Annotated in this window: 19 protein-coding genes; 13 read left to right on the top strand and 6 right to left on the bottom strand. The window is 40.1% G+C overall.

Translation table 11 applies throughout. From position 1 onward, the window contains the following. Window positions 1-41 precede the first annotated feature (41 nt). Window positions 42-404, bottom strand: a complete 363-nt coding sequence (locus Q0590_RS13370) for a hypothetical protein (protein ID WP_302038053.1) — start codon at window positions 402-404, stop codon at window positions 42-44. Window positions 405-671: 267 nt separating this feature from the next. Here Q0590_RS13370 and Q0590_RS13365 point away from each other — a divergent pair, with 267 nt between their 5' ends. Together Q0590_RS13365 and Q0590_RS13360 are read left to right on the top strand one after the other, a co-directional pair. Further along, window positions 672-1,826 carry a methionine aminotransferase gene (locus Q0590_RS13365; RefSeq protein WP_302038052.1) on the top strand — a complete coding sequence of 385 codons (1,155 nt, stop codon included), beginning with the start codon at window positions 672-674 and terminating at the stop codon, window positions 1,824-1,826. 79 nt (window positions 1,827-1,905) lie between these two features. Further along, window positions 1,906-2,712: an amidohydrolase gene (locus tag Q0590_RS13360; RefSeq protein ID WP_302038051.1), complete on the top strand. Its 807-nt coding sequence runs from the start codon at window positions 1,906-1,908 to the stop codon at window positions 2,710-2,712. 25 nt (window positions 2,713-2,737) lie between these two features. Here Q0590_RS13360 and Q0590_RS13355 read toward each other — a convergent pair whose 3' ends face one another. Both Q0590_RS13355 and prfA read right to left on the bottom strand, forming a co-directional pair. Next, on the bottom strand, window positions 2,738-4,132 hold the full coding sequence (locus Q0590_RS13355) for a beta-helix domain-containing protein (RefSeq protein WP_302038050.1): 1,395 nt from the start codon (window positions 4,130-4,132) through the stop codon (window positions 2,738-2,740). Between the two features lie 18 nt (window positions 4,133-4,150). Continuing rightward, window positions 4,151-5,224, bottom strand: coding sequence for a peptide chain release factor 1 (gene prfA, locus Q0590_RS13350; RefSeq protein WP_302038049.1), 1,074 nt, complete (start codon window positions 5,222-5,224; stop codon window positions 4,151-4,153). Window positions 5,225-5,470: 246 nt separating this feature from the next. Here prfA and Q0590_RS13345 point away from each other — a divergent pair, with 246 nt between their 5' ends. From Q0590_RS13345 to Q0590_RS13315, 7 genes are all read left to right on the top strand, one after another. After that, entirely contained in the window at window positions 5,471-6,001 is a 531-nt protein-coding gene (locus Q0590_RS13345; RefSeq protein ID WP_302038048.1) for a YfiR family protein, read from the top strand. Window positions 6,002-6,052: 51 nt separating this feature from the next. Beyond that, complete coding sequence (locus Q0590_RS13340; protein ID WP_302038047.1) at window positions 6,053-6,562, top strand: YfiR family protein; 510 nt, start codon at window positions 6,053-6,055, stop codon at window positions 6,560-6,562. 244 nt (window positions 6,563-6,806) lie between these two features. Next, complete coding sequence (locus Q0590_RS13335) at window positions 6,807-8,141, top strand: PhoH family protein (protein WP_302038046.1); 1,335 nt, start codon at window positions 6,807-6,809, stop codon at window positions 8,139-8,141. Window positions 8,142-8,388: 247 nt separating this feature from the next. Then, window positions 8,389-8,805: an STAS/SEC14 domain-containing protein gene (locus Q0590_RS13330; protein WP_302038045.1), complete on the top strand. Its 417-nt coding sequence runs from the start codon at window positions 8,389-8,391 to the stop codon at window positions 8,803-8,805. Window positions 8,806-9,089: 284 nt separating this feature from the next. Beyond that, window positions 9,090-9,638, top strand: a complete 549-nt coding sequence (locus Q0590_RS13325; protein WP_302038044.1) for a hypothetical protein — start codon at window positions 9,090-9,092, stop codon at window positions 9,636-9,638. Window positions 9,639-9,841: 203 nt separating this feature from the next. Beyond that, window positions 9,842-10,786 carry a hypothetical protein gene (locus tag Q0590_RS13320; RefSeq protein ID WP_302038043.1) on the top strand — a complete coding sequence of 315 codons (945 nt, stop codon included), beginning with the start codon at window positions 9,842-9,844 and terminating at the stop codon, window positions 10,784-10,786. 34 nt (window positions 10,787-10,820) lie between these two features. Beyond that, window positions 10,821-12,374, top strand: coding sequence for a vanadium-dependent haloperoxidase (locus Q0590_RS13315; RefSeq protein WP_302038042.1), 1,554 nt, complete (start codon window positions 10,821-10,823; stop codon window positions 12,372-12,374). A 125-nt stretch (window positions 12,375-12,499) separates the two neighbouring features. On the opposite strand, the gene Q0590_RS13310 is transcribed toward Q0590_RS13315, so the two are convergent. From Q0590_RS13310 to Q0590_RS13300, 3 genes are read right to left on the bottom strand one after another with little or no spacing between them, the layout of a single operon-like run. Next, window positions 12,500-13,156, bottom strand: coding sequence for a hypothetical protein (locus Q0590_RS13310; protein ID WP_302038041.1), 657 nt, complete (start codon window positions 13,154-13,156; stop codon window positions 12,500-12,502). A gap of 33 nt (window positions 13,157-13,189) precedes the next feature. Continuing rightward, a complete protein-coding gene (locus Q0590_RS13305) occupies window positions 13,190-13,405 on the bottom strand; it encodes a hypothetical protein (RefSeq protein ID WP_302038040.1) in 216 nt (71 codons plus the stop codon). A 22-nt stretch (window positions 13,406-13,427) separates the two neighbouring features. Further along, window positions 13,428-13,685, bottom strand: a complete 258-nt coding sequence (locus Q0590_RS13300; protein WP_302038039.1) for a hypothetical protein — start codon at window positions 13,683-13,685, stop codon at window positions 13,428-13,430. Window positions 13,686-13,942: 257 nt separating this feature from the next. Here Q0590_RS13300 and Q0590_RS13295 point away from each other — a divergent pair, with 257 nt between their 5' ends. The 4 genes from Q0590_RS13295 (at window position 13,943) to Q0590_RS13280 (ending at window position 17,347) form a co-directional block, all read left to right on the top strand. Then, window positions 13,943-14,374, top strand: a complete 432-nt coding sequence (locus Q0590_RS13295; protein WP_302038038.1) for a hypothetical protein — start codon at window positions 13,943-13,945, stop codon at window positions 14,372-14,374. 138 nt (window positions 14,375-14,512) lie between these two features. Next, entirely contained in the window at window positions 14,513-15,613 is a 1,101-nt protein-coding gene (locus tag Q0590_RS13290) for an SPFH domain-containing protein (RefSeq protein WP_302038037.1), read from the top strand. 61 nt (window positions 15,614-15,674) lie between these two features. Further along, complete coding sequence (locus tag Q0590_RS13285) at window positions 15,675-16,088, top strand: DUF3592 domain-containing protein (RefSeq protein ID WP_302038036.1); 414 nt, start codon at window positions 15,675-15,677, stop codon at window positions 16,086-16,088. 65 nt (window positions 16,089-16,153) lie between these two features. Beyond that, the gene (locus Q0590_RS13280) at window positions 16,154-17,347 is read left to right on the top strand and encodes a TFIIB-type zinc ribbon-containing protein (protein WP_302038035.1); all 1,194 of its coding nucleotides are present in this window, start codon (window positions 16,154-16,156) and stop codon (window positions 17,345-17,347) included. Window positions 17,348-17,371 lie beyond the last annotated feature (24 nt).

Below are 17,371 nucleotides of genomic sequence, written 5' to 3'. Positions count from 1 at the left end.
AATGGAATAGATCTATAGCTTCTAAACAAAGAGTTAAGTAATCAGGCCTTTTTGTTCTCTTTGCGGGCTTCCCGGAAATAGGCCCGTTCATTTTTACGGATTTTTTGCTCCTGCATCCGGTTGACCTTCTTTTGTTGTTTAGCAGATTTTTCGTAAGCTTTCTCCAGTTTTTTACTGGATCTTTTTGACTGTTTTTCGTCTCTCAACGTCAGCCCTGCATCTCTCTGGAAACTGCCAGGTTTATCCTCTTCATCTACATACAAGCTCATGGCATCTTCCTCTGCCGGGTCATAAGACTTTGTAAAACTGGGCTGATAATAATCATTTTTAACTGCTTGTGCCATTCCATAGGTGGCGGAAAACACACTCAAACATCCAACGAGTAGTACTTTTTTTATTTCCATAACTGTTCCCCATCAAATAATTATTAAAAATATAACATTATTAAGGTAGAACGCATCGATAAAGCAAAAGTTATTGTATTATTCAGCTAACAAATATGAAAATGTTTAGCTTATGTAAAAATATCATATAGGGGTATATACTGTTGTCTCCCTATCTAAAAGTAGAACCACCTCTACAAACGTCGTAATTTTGATTGTACTATTGGTTTATGTGCGAAATAGTGTATCTATCCGTATATTTACGAATACCTTAAACATTACCTATACTTGTTACCATCATTGTCTGTTCATTCTAAATTACCCTGGGTGGGTACTACTATTTTCACGGTTATGTCCCGCATGGCTCAGGAAGTTGGTGCCATCAGTTTGTCGCAGGGCGCACCGGATTTTGCCTGCTCTCCGGAATTAATTGATCTGATTGCACATTATATGAAAATGGGGTATAACCAGTATGCTCCCATGGAAGGGTTATTAGCTCTTCGCGAACAAATTGCCAGTAAAACAGAACGCTGCTATGGCTTTGCTCCTGATCCGGTAACAGAAGTAACCGTTACTACCGGTGCCACGGAAGGTCTTTTTGCGGCCATTACGGCTGTAGTACGTCCCGGTGATGAAGTAATCGTATTTGAGCCATGTTATGACAGCTATATTCCAGCTATAGAATTATGCGGCGGCAAAGCAATCCGCCTTTCCCTGGAAGGAGAAACCTATCGTATACCCTGGCAGCAATTGAAACAAGCAATTACCAGCCGTACGCGTTTGCTGATTATTAACACCCCCCATAATCCAACTGGTTCCATTCTGCGCAAGCCGGATATAGATCAATTAACAGCTATTCTTAAAGACTCTGATATATTCCTGATCAGTGATGAAGTATATGAGCATATTATTTTTGATGGCGAACCTCATTACAGCATTGCCCGGGAACCTCTATTACGTGAGCGCAGCTTTATCATGTCATCCTTTGGGAAAACTTACCATGCTACTGGATGGAAGGTAGGATATTGTATTGCCCCGGCAAATTTGACGAAGGAACTACGCAAAGTACATCAGTTTCTAGTATTCTCTACACATACAGCCACCCAATATGCCTTAGCAGAATACCTGAAGAAGCCAGAAACCTATGAAACCTTGCCAGATTTTTACCAGGAGAAACGTGATAAATTCCGCCAGATGATGGCTCAAACCCGCTTCCGCCTGTTACCTTGCTCTGGTAGTTATTTTCAGCTGGGGTCTTATGCACATTTAAGTGATGAAGCAGATGCAGCTTATGCTACCAGGCTCACAAAAGAATATGGGGTAGCTACTATTCCGGTTTCTGCGTTTTATAAAGAGGCTACAGACCAACGCGTATTGCGTTTTTGCTTTGCAAAAAAAGACGAAACTCTAGAAAAAGCCGTTGAACGGTTAATGCGCATATAATGCCGTTTGCTATATTCTTCGCCTATCTGTATGTAGTAAATTAAAAATTGTGCTGCCAGCCTGACATTATATCTTATACATGGAAAATTTGAAAGTTACCCTTATTCAATCAACCCTCCATTGGGAAGATACCATAGCTAACCTGGCTATGTTTGAAGAGAAAATATGGCAGTTAAAAGATGCTACCGACTTAATCGTCCTACCGGAGATGTTTACTACAGGCTTCAGCATGGATGCCGCCCGCTTAGCTGAGCATATGAACATGAGTACTTTTAAATGGATGAAACAACTGGCAGCTCAAACAGGAGCTGTTATCACAGGCAGTTATATAGTAAAAGAAAAAGATAACTACTTCAACCGTTTACTCTGGATGAGGCCAGATGGCAGCTATGAGGTATACGACAAGCGGCATTTATTCCGCATGGCGGAAGAGCACCAAGTGTATGCTGCCGGAAGAACGCGTATTATTACAGAATTGAAAGGCTGGCGAATTTGCCCGTTAATTTGCTATGACTTACGTTTTCCGGTATGGAGCCGCAACAGCCCTATTGACGCTAAGAATCCTTCCGGAGGACCCGTCTACGATTGCCTGATATATATAGCCAACTGGCCATCTGCCCGCAGGTATGCCTGGAGTACATTGCTGCAGGCCAGAGCCATTGAAAATTTGAGTTATGTGCTTGGGGTAAACCGGGTAGGTACCGATTGGAAAGGCCATACGTATAGCGGCGATTCGGCACTTATTTCACCCAAAGGAGAACAGCTTTTTCATCAGGCAGACCATGAAATTATGCAAACAATTACCCTGGATGCAGAAGCACTACTAACTTTCCGCCAGAAATTTCCTGCGCATCTGGATGCGGATAGTTTTGAGGTTAACAACTAACTAAAACAGCAGTAATGTAATGCATTTATCTCTCGTACGCCCCAATATCGGGCTTATCATCCCGTTTTTTGCCGGTAATGTCCTCTGCAACATTTAGCTGCACGCCAGCATCAATAATTGGAGATAAGGAGTCGGGACGGAAATTAAGAATAGATGGATCAATAAATAATGGACTGGCAGGTATATTCAATAAATTTCCGTTCCCTGAGAAAGTTTCTTGTATACGCGTTTTCAACAGGCTGTTTTCTGCCCGGATAGTCACTTCGACAGCAGGATCGCGCGTTAGCAGGATTTCTTCTGAAAACCCATTGCCACCCCAAATAATACTGTTTTGCATAACCCAGGAAAGTGGCTGTACAATCTGCGGTTTACCATCCTGGTTTTTATAGGTTGTACTTAGCAATACAGCCGGAAGTTCTCTGGCAAAATCAAAACTATAACTGGTAAAGGTACAGTGCTTGCAGGTATAATTGCCTCCTCCGCGTACATCTATCAGCGAAGCCACACAATTGGTTATTAGCGTATTGGTTAATGAAATATCTGCATTAATGGCTTTTATGCCTGCCTGAAGCATATTCTTAATAATAGTATTCTCCAGGGTTAAATCAGGCAGTATGTCTTCGTCGGAAATTTGCACATCCAGTCCGGTATTGGCATTGCGTATTTCAGCACCTCTGATGATATTAATTTTACTTGTTTGGTTGAATACAAGTCCACCCCATTGCCCTGGCGCATTATCTTTCAGTTGCCTAAAATCTGCCAGAATCACTTTCTTCTCCGGAGTACCCAGAATTTCTAATGTTCCATCTACCAGTATTTTTGCCCCGGGGCGGCTATATATCTGCGTGCCTGCTTCCATCGTAAGTTTACAATCTGGCGGTATTTGCAGCGAGTCCATCAGTATGTAAGGCTTTCCGGCCGTCCAGGTGTTATTACAGGAAGTAATATAATCATTGTACCGGACAAACGTCACATCCTGCCCCCAGGCTAACAGTTTTACATTTTGCCTGTTGCCATTGGTTTCAAACATCAACGAGTCGTAGACAATAAAAGGCAAGTCTTCGTTACGGGCAGCAAGCGAGGCTTTTACTAATACCAGTAAACTATCTCCACCGAGTAAGCGCACGTTTTTAGCTTCCGGCAAAGGCCGGCCATTCACTATAACGTCATATGGAGAGTCTGCCTGGTTGCCCAGATAAATATTGCTAATGGTAACTGCGCGTTTGTTGGGGTTATAGACAGTAAGCCAGCGGGTAATGCTTGGCAAAGCAGTATAAATGGTGTCGAACACGACGGCCTTTTCAGAAAAGCTTAATTCAGCAGAGGGGTCTGTGGTAGAAAGTTCCTCTTCTGGTATACAAGCCCACACGCAAGAAATAATACTTAGCCATACTATAAACTTACGTGTGAACTCTTTCAATGTGTACCCTGTAACAAATTAACTTAATGAACCTTCTTTCATTTTTTCGGCATTATCAGCAAGCCGCAACTGCTCAATAAAATCGATAATCTCCCCATCCATTACTACGGGTAGGTTGTATACTGTATAGCCAATTCTGTGGTCGGTTACACGGCCTTGCGGGTAATTATACGTGCGGATTTTGTCGGAACGGTCGCCACTGCCTACCATTTGCTTACGCTGGGCACCTACCTGTTCATTATGCCTTTCTAATTCTATCTCGTACATCCGTGAACGAAGTACTTTCAATGCTTTTTCAAAGTTCTTAATCTGTGATTTTTCATCCTGGCATTGTACAACAATTCCTGTCGGGATGTGCGTTAAGCGGATAGCCGAATACGTTGTGTTTACTGACTGGCCACCTGGTCCGGAAGAGCAGAAAGTATCTTTCCGGATGTCGTTCATATTCAGGTCAACATCTACTTCTTCCATTTCTGGTAATACCACTACACTGGCCGCAGAGGTATGTACACGGCCTTGCGTTTCTGTAGCTGGTACGCGTTGTACCCGGTGCACACCAGATTCATATTTCATCATGCCATATACATCTTCGCCGGAAACCATCGCAGTTATTTCTTTGAATCCGCCTGAAGAGCCTTCCATATAATCCAGTAGCTCCATACGCCAGCCTTGCTTCTCGGCAAATCGCTGATACATCCGGAACAAATCGCCGGCAAAAATAGCCGCTTCATCGCCACCAGTACCAGCCCGGATCTCCAGTATGGCATTTTTACTATCATTGGGATCTTTTGGAATCAGCATATCTTTGATGAGGTCTTCCAGCTCATCTCTTTTCGGATATAACTCGTCGAGTTCCAGTTTAGCCATTTCCCGGAAGTCTGGGTCTTTTTCTGTTTCCAGAATTTTTTTGGAAGTGTCAATATTGCTGAGTATGTTTTTATACTCCAGATACTTCTTTACCACTTTATCCAGGTCTTTATACTCCTTACTCAACTTGGAGTACTTCTTCATGTCCATCATCGTTTCGGGTTGTACCAGCTGCTCGCCTACTTCCTCAAAACGCATCTTTATTGCTTCTAATTTATCTAACATACCAAAAATGGTTTCTATCTGATGTTATCTACAAAGTTACAAAATAACCTTTTATTTTATTGATTCATTCACTTGTCAGAACAGTTGGTGTTTATGTTGATCTTCTATAACAGGCAAACACCGGATAAGGTTAAACCTTATGTAAAAGTACAACAAAACTTTGGCATGTATGATTTCTTTTGTGCTTATAAAGTACCTGTTTTAAAAAGTATCTATGTTTGATGACAACATGATAACAAGCTATTTATGCAGCGATTTATAAAGAAATCCCTTTTCTTTGGGATATTTCTGGTTATGAGTATAGGTCTCCAGGTAGGGGCACAGGCACAAACTACTGATTACAAATTTCATTCTGTTTTCATTTATAATTTTACTAAGTACATCCAATGGCCTGCTGAGCAACAGGCTGGCGACTTTGTAATTGGTGTACTGGGGAATTCTTCTATTTCGGAAGACTTGGAGAAAATGGCTATGAACAAAACGGTGGGGACACAAAAAATTGTGGTAAAAAAATTCAAATCTGCAGCTGAGGCTGGTACTTGCCATATTTTGTTTATACCCAACAACTCTAACGTCAGTTTCGATGATATACAACATAAGTTTAAAGGCAAACCTACTTTACTGATCACTGAAAAAACAGGATTGGCTCAGAAAGGCAGCGGAATAAACTTTGTATTACAAGACAACAAATGGAAGTTTGAACTAAACGAGGCTGCTACACAATCGGCAGGGTTAAAAGTATCAAAAGAATTAAGCAAACTAGCTATTACTGTTTAACATTTATTTTTCATTTTTTACTTATTTACTTATTTAACTAACACTTAAGCTATGAAGAAAGCAATACTGTTTTTTGCACTATTTTTTACGGCCACTCTTGCCTCACAGGCACAAACAGATTACCGGTTTCACTCCATATTCATTTATAACTTCACGAAATACATTCAATGGCCTGCCGGGCATCAGTCCGGTGATTTTGTCATTGGTGTATTGGGGAATGGGGCCAACATAGTGGAAGAACTTACTAAAATTACGGCCAACAAAACAGTGGGCGCACAAAAAATTGTGGTAAAAAAATTTAAGTCTGCAGCTGAGGCCGGTGCTTGCCATATATTATTTATTCCAAGCTCAGGCAGCCATAACTTCGATGATGTACAAAATATGCTAAAAGGAAAACCTACCTTGATTATTACTGAAAAATCTGGGTTAGCTCAAAAAGGCAGTGGAATCAATTTTGTGTTACAAGACAACAAATGGAAATTTGAGCTAAATGAAGCGGCTACCCAGGCTTCCGGCTTAAAGGTTTCCAGAGAACTTACCCAACTTGCCATAGCTGTATAAGTAATATAACGTTTGGTTAAAGCAATAGCCTGGTTCAAAAGCCAGACTATTGCTTTTTATATCTATGCCAAAGAGCGAACTCATAAAGTTAAAAGTGTAATTTACTATCAATCAATACGTAAGCTTTTATAGCCATACATTGCGTTCAGGTTGGCATTTTTATCTGATAAAACCATCTGGTTTTCCATTGGGTTTTTCAAATTAACCTATTATCTTTCTGCATAACCCATGTCCCATTGTGCTTATGCCGAGACCAAAGAAAGAAAGAAAAATATTTGTTCTAGACACTTCTGTAATTTTATATGACCATAATGCCGTAAAGAATTTCCAGGAACATGATGTAGCCATACCTATTACGGTGTTGGAAGAACTGGATAATTTTAAAAAAGGCAACGATACCAAAAACTTTGAAGCCAGAGAATTTATACGTTTTGTTGATAAAGTTTCCGGAGAGCACATGCTTCAGGAATGGATTCCTCTGGAAGGCGAAGGCAAGGGCAGTTTTAAAGTAATTATGAACTCCCGCAGCGAAGTAGATGCGGAAAAGGTATTTGATGAAAAAAAACCAGATCACCGGATTCTTAATTCAGCGTTGAGCTTGCAGGAAGAGGAACCCAAGAAGAAGGTTATTTTGGTAACCAAAGACATTAACCTGCGTCTCAAAGCTAAAGCGCTGAATCTGCCTGCTGAAGATTATGAAACGGGTAAAATAAAAAATGTTAGCTCGCTGTATACCGGTAAAACTATTCTGGAGAATATTCCTTCAGCTGTTATTACTGAACTATATGATATAGGCTACTGCGATGTAAAAAAAGTGATGCCGAAAAAGCCCCGCAAAAACCACTTCTTCATTCTGAAAAGTGAACGAAATTCTGTATTAGCCTGCTATAATCCCATTGATGACCGTATTGAAAAAGTAGACAAACGTCCTGTATATGGCGTACGCCCCCGCAATGCAGAACAAACGTTTGCCATACACGCCATTCTCAATCCGGATATAAAGCTGATTACCATACAAGGCGTAGCTGGTACTGGAAAAACCCTGCTAGCTTTAGCCAGCGCCCTGGAACAAAAAAAGCAGTTCCGGCAAATTTTTCTGGCCAGGCCGATTGTACCTTTGAGTAATAAAGATATAGGTTATTTGCCAGGCGACATTAAATCCAAACTGAATCCGTATATGGAGCCCTTATGGGACAACCTGAAGTTCATTCAGAATCAGTTTGATGAGCATGAAAAGGATTTCAAAACCATTAATGAAATGTTGACGAAAGATGTACTCAACATTATGCCTTTAGCCTATATCCGTGGAAGGAGTTTGTCCAACATTATTTTTATTGTGGATGAAGCCCAGAACCTGACACCCCATGAAGTAAAAACTATTATTACCCGGGCAGGTGAAAATACCAAAATTATATTTACAGGCGATATTTACCAGATAGATACTCCTTACCTGGATACCCAAAGTAACGGACTCTCCTACCTTATAGACCGCATTCAGAATCATGACCTGTATGCGCACATTACACTTGAAAAAGGAGAAAGATCAGAACTTGCTAATCTGGCAAATGATTTACTGTAGCAATCACTAATAATTAATCCCATTTAGTTGTAAGCATAGAAATAGCAAATAAGCCTTAATTTCCTGCGTGGTATAAGCCGTTCAATAATCATTATAAGTAATTTTTGAACGTTTAAGTAAAACCCCACTATATAGTAATAGGTGTATAAAATCTTACCTGCGCAAGCTATGCAACTAGCTTAGGTTGTGCTTGTAAGGCATAATAGCGTATTTAGAATAATCATAAACTTTATCCCTATTTATAACTATGGTGTATTTTAAAGAAGATTACCTGACTATTCATTACGATGCTAATCTAGAGTTGATTCATTTAGAGTGGAATACAAAATTTATCTCTGATGCGCAATACAAAAAAGGGTGCGAAGCGGCTCTTAAGCTGATTCAAGAAAAGAAATGTACACGATGGCTAGGTGACTTAACCAATATGGGCGTTATTCCTATGGAAAGCCAACACTGGACAAATCAAAACTGGTTTCCCCGCTTGTTCGAAAGTTCGCTGCAACACATGGCTTTATTGGTTTCCAAAGATGTATTTAATAAAGTTGCCGTAAATAATATTATTAACAAAGCCAATGGAATTACTTTTGCAACCAAGTATTTCCAGAATAAAGCAGAAGCATTAGCCTGGTTGAAAATCCAAAAGACACAGCCAGTAGCAGCGTAAAAACACCTCTGCATATATTCATTATTTTACCAAACAGCACAAAGGGCGTTAAAAGCTCTCTTTGTGCTGTTTGGTTTTTCAATCAGCACTGGGATATAACAGCTAGTATTTAATTAGGAAGAAATTAATCAAGCTATTACTTTCGCAGATAGCTTCTATTTCTTAATATCCAATAACCTGTTGTTAAATAACAAAACGTAGGAAAATTATATACTGCTTAAGATTTGGTTTTTGGAAACCAAGTGCTTAAATTGTACCCTTGACAGAAAAACTATCACTCTCCCTTGATTAGAATAGCCTCTATTCTCTTAACAAGTTTGCTACTCTACCATACTTTTAGAGCAGCAGTGGTATTGTATTTTTTGGAAGATACCCACATTGCTGCCTCTAGTGAAACGCAAGAAGATGAATGGGTAGTAGTAAAATTACCGGTTTCCTTACCATATGCTACAGATTGGGAAGACACCAGCGGGAAAGAAGGCTTAATCAAGCATGGCGACCAGTTTTATAATATTGTAGAACAACGCTACCAAAACGACACCCTGTATACAACCTTAAAAACGAATATAAGTGCCAGGGAACAGTTCTTCTCTATTGTGGAGGAGATGAATGAGCTAGCAGGAAAAGATGCAGAAAGCAGGCAGGCGAAAAGTCCATATACCTCTTTACTTAAATTATTCAATCAGTTATCTACAGTATATATTGCTACCTGTTTTACACAGGTTTATCCACCAGAGCTCAATTATTTTAGCAAAGCCCTAGCCGCTTACCAAACTTCCTCTTTTCTAACACCGCCTTTTCCAGTACATACGCCTCCTCCTAAGGTTTCTTAAAACAGGTATTTGTTTCTATTTCCGTCTTCATTCATATTTATTTGCTTGGGTCTATCTCATGAAAATAAATGGTGCCCATATGACTGATGGTTTTTTAAAGTATAGAATCTTTTTGCTGCGAAACTAGCTTTACTATTAGCAGAAAATAGAGTTTTATATTTTTTACTTCCTATTCTGATACTGTTTTATAGAAAAATTTTTACATGAAACGATTATTCAAAGGCAAGCTACTGATAGCTGCAGCCCTTCTATTTTTATATACTCATGCTTCTGCCCAAACTCCCTCTGATGGATTGATGATGGGTAAAGGCTATTTATGTACCGTCTTTAATTACTCTCAGGGAAACTGGCAGCAATATTGGGAAGGTCCCCTTAAACGAAAAAATGAAAATATTGGAACCCTTACCACTCAGCAATTTACGTTAATGAGTGCCTATGGCATTGGTAAGAATTTAAATATAATAGCCGGCCTACCCTATATCTGGACACAGGCTAGCGACGGGCAACTGGCAGGCCAACGCGGTTTTCAGGATGTATCTGCCTGGCTGAAATACCGTTTTTTCCGCACGGATGTGCCCTTAGGAAAACTATCTGCCTTTGCTACTGTTGGTGGCTCCTTGCCGGTTACTAACTATGTGCCTGATTTTCTACCAATGTCTATCGGACTAGGCGCTAAAACTGCTTCTGCACGGGGGGTACTTCATTACAAATTAGATAAAGGATTTTATTTGACCACACAGGCCGGATATACCCGCCGCAGCAATATATTTGTTGACCGCGATGCTTACCAATACGATGGCAGGCTATATTATACCAATGAGGTACAAGTACCGGATATGTTCGATGCCACAGGTAAACTTGGTTTTTTAAATAACTGGATTCAGACGGAAGTGTTTCTGGATTATTTTACAGCTTTATCCGGAGATGATATCCGCCGGAATGATATGCCCTTCCCAACAAACAGGATGCTGGCTACAAATGTTGGCTGGTTTGGAAAGTATACCTACGCTACCAATACCGGAGAAATTTCTACTACTGCGCAGGTTAGCCGTGTGCTCAATGGCCGGAATGTAGGGCAAACTACCATGTTCACAGTAGGCGTACAATATGCCTTTCAACTAGTAAAGCAAAAAGCAGCTAGTAATTAATTTTATTCTACTTCCGATTAACCCTTTATATCTCATGAAAACGTTTTTACCTAAGTATATATATACCCTGTTTATAGCAGGATTTTTACTCGTATCGAATGGCTGTGATAAAAGCCTGGATTTACCACAATATCAAGCCTTTACTCCGGCAACGCTAGACGAAAATGGTGGCAACTGGAAGCCTTTTGTTTTAAAATCCGCTACAGAGTTTACAGTAGCCGAACCTATGCCAACCAATTCTGCAGAATACAGCCAGGAAATTGCAGAACTGAAATCTCTGCAAGCCTCCCTTACCGACGACCAGAAAGAAAAAATTAATTACTGGAATACCGGCGGTGTATTCCGCTGGAATGAAATAGCCCGCGAGTTGGCGGCCCGCTACAACTTACCTCCAGTTGCCGGACCTGATGGAAAGTACCCCGTCCCGGACGCTAATAATCCTTTCCAGGAACCTAAGTTTCCATTTGCCAATCCGCCTTATGCAGCCAGAGCCTTTGCCTACCTGGGAGTAGCCCAATACGATGGTTTAGTAGCTGCCTGGAAATACAAATACATGTTTAACCGGATGCGCCCCTCAGCTTTTGATGCCTCAATTAAAGCACTGGTTCCTGCTTCTGACCTGCCTACCTATCCATCAGAAGACGCAGTAGTAGCTACCGTGTCCTTAGAAATTCTAAAATTTATGTTTCCTACAGAAATTGAGTATTTAACTCAAAAAGCAGAGGAACATAAAATTAGCCGCCTATGGGCAGGTGCTCAGGTAAAAAGTGACATAGCTGCCGGTGAAGAATTAGGCAAACTGGTAGCCCAAAAAATACTTGCTGCCGCAAAATCCGATGGAATGAAAGATGCCAACAACCAAACTTTGGTTAGCGGTATGCAGGAATCAGCCATTTCCAGAGGGCTTACCGTAGCTTGGAAAAGTCAGGAACAACCTTACCGATTACCCTTATTGCCCAATTATGGAGCCGTAAAAACCTGGAACTTTGATGAAGAAACCAAAATAAGACTGCGTCCTGCTGCACCTCCGGCCATTGGCAGCCCTGAGTTTAATAAAGATATGGATGAACTCCGGAAATACGCCAAAGGCCTTACCCGCGAACAACACCGCATTGCTAATTTCTGGGCAGATGGTCCTGGTACCTACACACCTCCCGGCCATTGGAGCCAGATTGCTACAGACCTGATTTATAAAAATAAGTTCAATGAATTGCGTGCTGCACGAACCATGGCCTTACTAGGTACGGCAGTAATGGATGCTGGAATCTGTTGCTGGGATGTTAAATTCTACTATTTTTATCCACGTCCTTACCAAATGGATAATTCGATTAAAACGGTTGTAGGGTTGCCCAACTTTCCTTCGTATACATCAGGCCATTCCACTTTCTCTGCGGCAGCAGCTACTGTACTAAGCTATGTTTTTCCTGGTGAAAAAGATATGTTGGAAGCCAAGGCTTTAGAAGCAGCCGAATCTCGTATTTATGGAACAATTCACTATCGCTTCGATTCAGAAGTAGGTTTACGCTGTGGAAAAAACATAGGTAGTTATGCTGTTTTAAGGGGTCAGCAAGATGGCTCTGGCTTATAATTTATCATAGGATAATAGTAAATTTTTTATTGGTAGAGATATAAATTATCATGTCTCTACCAATAAAAAATACCTGCAAGGCAGGTATTTTTTATACTACTCTACTACTATGTTATGACTTAATTTTAAGCTTCTTTTAACGAGGGTTCAGCAGGAGTATGCAGATACAAATTGTAAAAATTGTGCGCGGCTTTGTAGTCAGCTACGTCTGTTAAGGTGTCTACCCGGTATATTTTATGATCGGCAGCAAACTCTTTATTCTCTTTCACTTTATCGGCATCGGCAACTTTGTAAGCAAAATCTGCAATGTAATACACCCCTTTAGGCGTAATTTTAGTATTTTCTTTTTTCTGAGCCGTTGCAGTAATTACTACATCCGCCAATGTCAAGTCATCATAATATAATGGCTCTATCAGTTTAAAGAGATTCTCCACACTCCAGCCGTGAAACAGGATTACACTTACACATTGCTTATCATCAACAAAGAATAACTCTGCCCATTTCTTCCGGCCCATCTGCATAATATCATCTTCAAAAATACGCCAGGCTATAGGTTGAAAAGTAAAAGTATCTGAAAGTTTTACAGTGCCGTTTATATTAAACTTCCCTTCTTTGGCATCAAAACGGTATTGCTTCGGATGGCCTTCCAGGTATTTGTATTTACTAATTACCTCTCCGGTATGTACATCCAGACTCTGATAAGACTTTAAATGACCAGAATTTAACACGAGTGTTTTACTTTCATCAGCAGGTAATTGGGAATTTTGCAGTTCTTGTGCCATATAATTGTTTTGAGTTTAAAAGCATGGGTTTATTTAAGCAGCCGGAGAATACGTGCCATTCTGCAAATATTCAAAAGACCGAAAGTCAACTTCCCGGGATAATATTACCCGGAGGTTGTTGTTGTCATCAATTGCATCAAAGCAATACATATGAGCAATTTGTTTAGGGCTATAGCATGTGCGGAGATATTTACCATCAATGGTTGTAAAGTTGTACATGCCAATAATCCGGTTTGTTGTGTATCTCATAATTGTATAGGGTAATAGGTAATTAATTCAAAGAAAATTGAAGGGAGGTAATCCTTTTGTACCATTGCTTTATTTCATCCAAAGCATCTGGCAACGACTGGGCACGTGTATGAATACTTGTATGCTCGTTGTTAATAGTGCAGGCCACATACAATTGTAGGATAGGCTGCTGCGTGTGATCCCACATACTCACTTCTACCTTATAAGCATCCACATGCTGAAAGCTTTTCACTACCTGGGTTAAAGCTTGCTGTATCTGATAAATTGTAAGTGTTTTCATGTTCTGTACTCTTTAATTGTTGTATAAAGGTATACATAAATTTAATTATATACAACATTTTATTGACAAATTTTTTTTGACTAGTTGTTTTTATTTTTAACCAACAAAAAATGTATAAACGTCATATCAGCGTAGGAGGTTGCCATTCTAAAAAGTAATACCAGACATGTAATAGATAGACGAATTATGTTCAGCCAGTAAAATTTGAATAGGGTATATTAGCTCGCTAACTATATACACAACATTTAATGACTAGTATGAATAAAATACGTTACAGCCTTGATGATATCAGAGGTTTAGTAAAAAAGTATGAAAATGTAAAAAGAACAGGCTCTGAAATGATTCATGAGTTAAAAGAACTTATTTTAGCTAAACCTGAAATCATACAATTGTTGGAGGCCACAGAGAAAAGAGTTTCCTTACGTTTTTTCGATCTGGTGTTTATTGTACAGGTAGAAATAAATTCCGCTAAGATCGACAGCGCCATAGGCATTTTAAAAGTGTATCTGGATTTGCAGGAACTGAAAGAAATGCAATCGCTGGATATTATGGAATTTACCTTTGATGATTCAGACAACATTCAGCAGAAAGATGAATTGTTTATCCTTTCCCTGGAAGTATTCCCATATTACTTCTTGAGTAAACTCACTGAATTTATTATTAATCAGCGGATTGTAATAAAACCCTAGTACAAAGGTTACTCCTGGGTGCTGTACACATAAAGTATACAAGTTTTGGTGAGTAAGGCAAAGAGGTGTATGTTTTGCTTTTTGTGCCAAAATGCATTACTTTCAATACGTATTTATCAACCAATAAATTGTAGCACTATGGGTCTTTGGAGTAAACTGACAAATGAATTTATAGATATTATTGAGTGGGTAGACCCCACCAATAATACCATGGTGTACCGTTTTCCAAGGTACCAGAATGAAATAAAGAATGGAGCAAAGTTAATTGTACGGGAGTCGCAGGTGGCCGTATTGATCAGCGAAGGACGGCTGGCAGATATTTATAATATGGCCGGTACCTATGAGCTTACCACCCAGAATATGCCTGTTCTCTCTACACTTAGAGGATGGAAGTATGGTTTCAATAGCCCTTTTAAGGCGGAAGTTTATTTTATCAGTACCAAGAACTTCACCAACATGAAATGGGGCACTAAAAACCCAGTGATGCTCCGCGATCCGGAGTTTGGTCCGGTACGGTTGCGGGCTTTTGGAAGTTATACCATGAAAATCCAACAAGACCCAACTAAGTTTTTGCTGGAAGTAGTAGGCACTGATGGTAATTTTAGTACGGAAGAGATAAGTGAGCAATTACGAAATATAGTGGTATCCCGCTTTGTAGATATATTAGGTGAAAGCCGCATTCCTATCTTAGATCTGGTAGCCAATTATGATGAACTTTCGAAGTTTGTTACCGAACGCATTAAAGACGACTTTGATGAATATGGCCTGAAGGTTACTAAACTGCTGGTAGAAAACATATCTCTTCCCCCGGATGTAGAAGCTGCACTGGATAAACGCAGCAGCATAGGAATAGTAGGCAATTTAAATGCATATGCTCAATTCCAGGCGGCTAATGCCCTGGAAAAATCTGCGCAGAATAGTGGTGGAAGCTCGGATGCATTAAACGCCGGAATGGGCTTTGTATTAGCTAATCAGTTTGCCAATAAAATGAATGAGCAAAATACATCCGGCAGTCAAACGCCTCCTCCCCTGCCAACAGATGTATCTTTCTTCATTGCCTTACAAGGTAAACAAAGTGGCCCTTACAACATGGCTACTCTTACCCAAATGGTTCAGCAAAATACCTTACAACGGGATACTCTGGTATGGAAAGCAGGCATGACGCAATGGACTCCAGCTTCACAGGTAGGCGAACTGGCTTCTTTGTTCAATCAGGCTCCCCCTCCATTACCAGTATAAGATAGTAGCAAACCTCGCAGGTTTTAAAATTTGGGAGGTTTGCACACGAGAAAACCAACCCATGCAAATAAGTAAAGCTGTATTTTGCAGTGTAGTATTATTGATTTTGCTCATCCCAATTTTGGCACAAGCCGATTTATTTTTATTTGGTATAAGAACCGAAGGAACCGTTACTGGCACTGATTGGGTTGCTTCAAAACGTGGGAGTGGCTATACGTATGCAGAAATTGAATGCAAAACAGCCAACCAGGTCATTATTATTTATGGACCTCAAAATGTTGGATACAAAACTAGCGAGAAATTAATGGTTATTTACGACAAACAGAATCTAAAAAACCATCTGCTTGTGAACTTCTGGAGTATTTATTTAAGAAGCAGCGGCGTTATAGCTACACTACTTTTAATACTTTGGACTGGCCTTTACCGTGCATTAAGTTTACAAAAAGCCGAACAAGAGCTCATTCATGAAAAATGAATACTTGTATCGGAATCTAACATCAAATTTAGCTTCTTGCTTTCCTCTTTACTTACAAGTTATACATGGAATCTTCGTTTACTCCCGAAATAGCTCATCAGAAATTTCCCTGCCGGGAGTGTGGTGCTTTTCTGGTTTTTGCTCCAGGCAGCACTCATCTTAAATGCCCATATTGCGGCACTGAGAATGAAATAGAAACGTCGGCTGAAGAAATTGAAGAAATAGATTATAAAAGTTTTATTGCCAGTGGTGCATTAGCCGCCGAAAAACAACAGATAGCCGTTGTGAAATGTACTTCCTGTGGTGCAGAAAGCAGCCTCAAACCTAATATTACATCGGATGAATGTCCGTTTTGTGGCACAGCTCTAGTAGTAAGTTCTGGCAGCTTATGTACGGTTATCAAGCCAAAGTCTTTATTGCCTTTCAAAATAGATCAAAAGCAAGGATTCGATCTATATAAAAACTGGCTGCATGACTTATGGTTTGCTCCCAACGATTTAAAAAGATATGCCCAGAATCATGAGAAAATCAACGGCATGTATATTCCCTATTGGACGTATGATTGTAAAACGGTCAGCCGGTATGTAGGCGAACGGGGAGATAATTATACGGTGAACGAAAGTTATACAACCACAGAAAATGGCAAACAGGTAACCCGTACCAGGCAGGTAACCAAAATTCGCTGGCGGCATGCTTCCGGCACTGTGCACAACACCTTTGACGATGTATTAGTTATTGCCAGCCATTCTTTACCCAGAAACTATACCAGAGAACTAGAGCCCTGGGATACCCAAAACCTGGTTCCTTTCAATGAAAAATACCTGAGTGGGTTCCGTACAGAAACATACCAACTGGATGTACGGGCAGGTTTTGAAGAAGCTAAACAGATAATGGACAGTACCATCCGGAATACTATTTGCCGTGATATTGGAGGTGACCATCAGCGGATTCATTCAATAGATACAATTTATAACAACGTTACTTTTAAGCATACCTTGCTTCCTATCTGGCTGAGTGCTTACCGTTACAACGACAAAGTGTACCGTTTTATGGTAAATGGCCGCACTGGAGAGGTACAAGGCGAACGGCCATACAGCTGGATAAAAATTACTCTGGCAGTTCTCGCATTTATTTTACTTGTATGCCTTGTCTTACTACTCACACAGGGCAAAAAAATAAGTATGCATGAATGGGATATTATCCCTCAATTTGTATTTACGCTACTTCCTTTGGATATGGGGAGTATATTACGCATATAAAAAAGCGTGGTGTCACGCTTTTTT

It is taken from the genome of Rhodocytophaga aerolata, assembly GCF_030503435.1.
In the GTDB taxonomy this organism is placed as follows: domain Bacteria; phylum Bacteroidota; class Bacteroidia; order Cytophagales; family 172606-1; genus Rhodocytophaga; species Rhodocytophaga aerolata.
This window is presented reverse-complemented; position numbering and strand designations above follow the sequence as displayed.

Excerpts from the sequence above, each read along its gene's own strand:
- Q0590_RS13370 (WP_302038053.1), bottom strand. The coding sequence starts at position 404 with ATGGAAATAAAAAAAGTACTACTCGTTGGATGTTTGAGTGTGTTTTCC.
- Q0590_RS13360 (WP_302038051.1), top strand. The coding sequence starts at position 1,906 with ATGGAAAATTTGAAAGTTACCCTTATTCAATCAACCCTCCATTGGGAA.
- prfA (WP_302038049.1), bottom strand. The coding sequence starts at position 5,224 with ATGTTAGATAAATTAGAAGCAATAAAGATGCGTTTTGAGGAAGTAGGC.
- Q0590_RS13345 (WP_302038048.1), top strand. The coding sequence starts at position 5,471 with ATGCAGCGATTTATAAAGAAATCCCTTTTCTTTGGGATATTTCTGGTT.
- Q0590_RS13340 (WP_302038047.1), top strand. The coding sequence starts at position 6,053 with ATGAAGAAAGCAATACTGTTTTTTGCACTATTTTTTACGGCCACTCTT.
- Q0590_RS13335 (WP_302038046.1), top strand. The coding sequence starts at position 6,807 with ATGCCGAGACCAAAGAAAGAAAGAAAAATATTTGTTCTAGACACTTCT.
- Q0590_RS13330 (WP_302038045.1), top strand. The coding sequence starts at position 8,389 with ATGGTGTATTTTAAAGAAGATTACCTGACTATTCATTACGATGCTAAT.
- Q0590_RS13320 (WP_302038043.1), top strand. The coding sequence starts at position 9,842 with ATGAAACGATTATTCAAAGGCAAGCTACTGATAGCTGCAGCCCTTCTA.
- Q0590_RS13315 (WP_302038042.1), top strand. The coding sequence starts at position 10,821 with ATGAAAACGTTTTTACCTAAGTATATATATACCCTGTTTATAGCAGGA.
- Q0590_RS13310 (WP_302038041.1), bottom strand. The coding sequence starts at position 13,156 with ATGGCACAAGAACTGCAAAATTCCCAATTACCTGCTGATGAAAGTAAA.
- Q0590_RS13305 (WP_302038040.1), bottom strand. The coding sequence starts at position 13,405 with ATGAGATACACAACAAACCGGATTATTGGCATGTACAACTTTACAACC.
- Q0590_RS13300 (WP_302038039.1), bottom strand. The coding sequence starts at position 13,685 with ATGAAAACACTTACAATTTATCAGATACAGCAAGCTTTAACCCAGGTA.
- Q0590_RS13295 (WP_302038038.1), top strand. The coding sequence starts at position 13,943 with ATGAATAAAATACGTTACAGCCTTGATGATATCAGAGGTTTAGTAAAA.
- Q0590_RS13290 (WP_302038037.1), top strand. The coding sequence starts at position 14,513 with ATGGGTCTTTGGAGTAAACTGACAAATGAATTTATAGATATTATTGAG.
- Q0590_RS13285 (WP_302038036.1), top strand. The coding sequence starts at position 15,675 with ATGCAAATAAGTAAAGCTGTATTTTGCAGTGTAGTATTATTGATTTTG.
- Q0590_RS13280 (WP_302038035.1), top strand. The coding sequence starts at position 16,154 with ATGGAATCTTCGTTTACTCCCGAAATAGCTCATCAGAAATTTCCCTGC.